The sequence below is a fragment of the Streptomyces sp. SID3343 genome, assembly GCF_009865215.1.
Lineage (GTDB): Bacteria > Actinomycetota > Actinomycetes > Streptomycetales > Streptomycetaceae > Embleya.
Window position 1 is genome coordinate 1 of record NZ_WWJX01001432.1, and the last position, 3703, is coordinate 3703.

At 71.4% G+C, this 3703-nt stretch carries 3 protein-coding genes; 2 read left to right on the forward strand and 1 reads right to left on the reverse strand.

The window, feature by feature from the left end; all coding sequences use genetic code 11:
• Positions 1–484 precede the first annotated feature (484 nt).
• On the forward strand, positions 485–658 hold the full coding sequence (locus tag GT354_RS53110) for a hypothetical protein (RefSeq protein WP_202513045.1): 174 nt from the start codon (positions 485–487) through the stop codon (positions 656–658).
• A gap of 526 nt (positions 659–1184) precedes the next feature.
• Positions 1185–1697 carry a LysR substrate-binding domain-containing protein gene (locus GT354_RS56145; RefSeq protein ID WP_346012479.1) on the forward strand — a complete coding sequence of 171 codons (513 nt, stop codon included), beginning with the start codon at positions 1185–1187 and terminating at the stop codon, positions 1695–1697.
• 514 nt (positions 1698–2211) lie between these two features.
• Here GT354_RS56145 and GT354_RS45775 read toward each other — a convergent pair.
• On the reverse strand, positions 2212–3703 hold a 1492-nt coding region (locus tag GT354_RS45775; protein ID WP_237536114.1), incomplete at its 5' end, for an alpha/beta hydrolase.

The window sequence follows — 3703 nt, forward strand, 5'->3', positions numbered from 1 at the left end:
GGCCGGTCAGAGCGGAGCACCGGCGCCAACACGCGCACCTGCGACTCCATCACCGGACTGTCCGAGATTTCGGACACCGCGAACATGAGCGGCGCAGCGTCGGTCAGCTCGTACGCACGCGTCCGGCTCATCCCCCACCGCTGCCCCGAGTACAGCTCGAAACTGGCGTGCGTCTCCTTGTACAGCTCTCGCTGCCATGCGCACTGACGGGTTGCGCTTACCTACGTATTACCAAGTCGGGTCTCCGAGACCGCGCATCGGACCGCTGATCCGGCCGACGGGCAGCACTGGCGGAACGGCGACCTGAAGGACAGCTCGAAGGCCGTCCAGGACAAGGCGCTTGACATGCATGCCGCGAACGGCCCAATGCAAGGGAACCCGTTAGCGGTCCGAGGCCACCATGATCAGCGTCTTTCCGAGTGCTTGGCGTGACTCGATGGCCGCATGTGCCGCCGCGGCCCGGTCCAGGGGGAAGCGCTGCCCTGTGAGGGGCCTCACCTGGCCTGTCACCGCTGCGGCAAAAATCCTCTCCGCCCATCCGCGCATCCGCCCATCCGCGCATCTGCGGGCCGAAGGTGAACAGCTGCTCAATCGGGAGCACTTCGATGCCACGTCGGTCCGCGAGCTGCGGGTCGACGACTGTGGCCTCGCCGCTTGACGCTCCGTGGATCGAGAAGCGGCCGCCCGGTGCGGTTACTTCGAAGGCGGCCCGGCCGATCGCGCCGCCCACGCCGACGAACACCACGTCCGGACCGGTTCCGGTGGTCACGTCGCGAACCCGTTCAGTCCACGCCGGCTCCGAGTAGTCGACGACGGCCGCTGCCCCCAACGCACTCGCCGCGTCCAGCTTCCGCCGGCCGCGAGCCGCTGCCACCACACGCGCTCCCGCAGCCACTGACAACTGCACCAGGTTGCTGCCGACGCCACCGGCCGCCGCCTCTACAAGCACCCAGTCCCCGGGCTTGACAGCCGCAGCCTCGACCAGGCCCACGGCGGTGCTGCCGTCCGTGTGGAGCCCGACCGCGTCGGAGAGGTCCAGACCGTCCGGAACGGGGATCAGATCCTTCACGCCGACCAGCGCACGCTCGGCGAAGCCGCCGCTGTTCCCTGTGCCGGCGAGCACTCGCCGACCGAGCCACCCGGAATCAACCCCGCCGCCGACCCCGCACACCCGCCCGGCGACCGTGCCGCCAGGTACGTACGGGAGTCTCAAGTCCGGCGAACTGGGCGTCGCACACGTGTGGTTGCCGATAGACGAACCTGGCCTGACCGTCCGAGCGACCTCGCACGCGTCTGCGGTGCTACTGATGATCTCGGTCGAACATCCCTACGCGAAGCGCGAGGCCATCCGCCTGGAAGATCTCGGCGATTGCACAGTGGTCGAAGGCCGGTCGATCCCGGCCTCCATGGAGGAGGTCTTCAACCCCCGCCACACCCCTTCCGGCCGCCCCGTCCCCCGCGGCCCGCAGGTCTCCACCTGGCAGGAGGCCCTGAGCGCCGTCTCTTCAGGGCAAGCCACCGCCGGCGTCACGGCTGAGCCGGCCGACCTCTACGCGTGGCCGAGTCTCGCCTTCGTCCCCATCACGGACGCGCCCGTCTGTCATTGGGCTCTGGCTTGGCGCACCGCGAACGACTCGCCTCTCGTCCATGGGTTCGTCAAGGCGTTCACCGATGCCGTTGCCCCGGCGACGCAGTAGCGCTTGCACAGGATTCCACCAGTCTGGGTATCCCAAGTGGCGTACTCCTGGTTGCTGCACCACGTTTCGGCCGGGCGGGTCGTTTCGGCCGGGCGGGTCGGCGATGTAGCCGTCGGAACCGCCCGCGCCGTGCTCGTGGGCCGCTCGCGGAGCGGGCTCCGGTGGCCGGGCCGTTGAATGGTCGGGAGACCGTTGGTGCTGTCGGGCTTGGTCGGCCAGGCGAGCCAGGACCCGTCGGCCGACGACGTCACCGCCTACCTCACCGGCGACCCCGAACACTCCCGCCCCAAGCCACCTACGACCTCGATATCGGTGGAGGGTCCCCGCTGCTCGAGGAGTTGTTACCCGGGCAGTCCCCGGGTCCTGCACGGGCGGCACCGTCGGCCTGCCGCATTGTCCCGGGCGGGCCGGCGTCCGGGTACCAGGCCGTCTCACCACGCCCCGCCTGTCCGGCGGCGTCGATCCGCGGACGTGCCGCGAGCTCGCCCCCGGCCACGGCACGCGTCCTGGCTCGCTACCGGCGCGTGCAGACCGGGTCGGTGTCCGGCAGACGGCCGTCGGCGAGGTAGGCGTTGACCGCGTCGTCGACGCACGCGTTGCCGTAGAGGCCGTAGAGCCCGTGCTGGTCGGCGCCCTGGAGGGTCAGCAGGCGTGAGCCGGGCAGCATCCGGTGCAGGGCGATGCCGTCGCGGTAGGGGGTGCGGGGGTCTCCGGTGGCGGAGAGGATCAGGACCCGGGCGTCCAGGCGTACCTCGGTGGGTGCCTCGCGGGGCGCGTCCCAGAAGGCGCAGGGGCTGATGTTGCCGAGCAGCGGGCCGAACAGCGGGTGCTCGGCGCGGCCGCGCTCGATCCGGCGCCGGTAGTATTCGGGGTCGCGCGGCGCGGCGCGGTCCGCGCACAGGACGGCCTGCGTGGCGCTGCCGTTCGGTGATCCCTGCGGGCCGAACAGCAGGCGCAGCAGGGCGGTGGTCGGGACCGAGGGAGTGACCGGCCGGCCGGTGGCGGCCTCGGCGAGCATTGCCATCTGCTCGGCGAGGGCCGACCGTTGCGCGTCCAAGTCGCTTGCGAGGCCGAGGAAGAGCAGCACCGGTACCCGGGTGTCGTCGAGCCGGAACGTGTCGTCGCCGGTGCCGACGACGAGCGGGCGGGCCGCCGCGGTCTCGACGGTCCGCAGGATCCCGGCGGTCACCTCCTCGCCGGTGCGCCCGAGCCCGTAGATGTCGTGGCGCTGCGCCGCCCAGTTCGCCCAGTCGACGAACGCCCGTTCCTGTTCCGGCAGTTGGTTCGGCAGGAGTGTGGGACCGGAATGGTGCGGGTCCGGCGCGCCGTCCAGAACCATCCGGTCGAAGCGACCAGGGAACATCTGGGTGTACACCGTGCCGAGGTAGGCGCCGTAGGACAGACCGATGAAGGAGATCCTCCGTTCGCCGAGCACGCCCCGGACCACGTCCACATCCCGGGCCGCGTCGCGGGTGCCCGCGTACGCCGGCAGGTCACCGGCCGTCGCTCGGCATCTGGCCGCGAGGTCCCGGTGGAGGGCGACCTGGCGTTCGAAGGAGGCGCGACTCGACCCGGCGGAGAAGAGGCCGCCGAACGGCCAACCGCAGTCGACCTGCCCGCTGCGGCCGACGAAGCGCGGGTCCGGTGCGACGATGTCGAAGCGGGCGGCAGTCTCCTTGAGGGCGGTGTGCACTCGGGGCGGCGCGCCGATCGTCGGTGCGCCGGGGCCGCCGTCGTTGAGCAGCAGCACACCGATCCGATGGCGGGTGTCGGTGGCCTTGATCCGGGAGAGCGCCAGTGTGACGGTGCGTCCGCCGGGGTCGCCGTAATCCAGCGGCACCGTGACTTCCGCGCAGCGGGCGCCGGCCTGTTCGAGTGCGGCACCCTCCCGGTCGTCCGGACCCAGGACGCAGCCGTGCCAGTCGAGGCGCTGCCCGTAGTAGCGTTCGAGGCCGTGAACGGCGGCACCCACGAGGGGCGGCGTGCCGACGGCCAGGCAGGCCGCG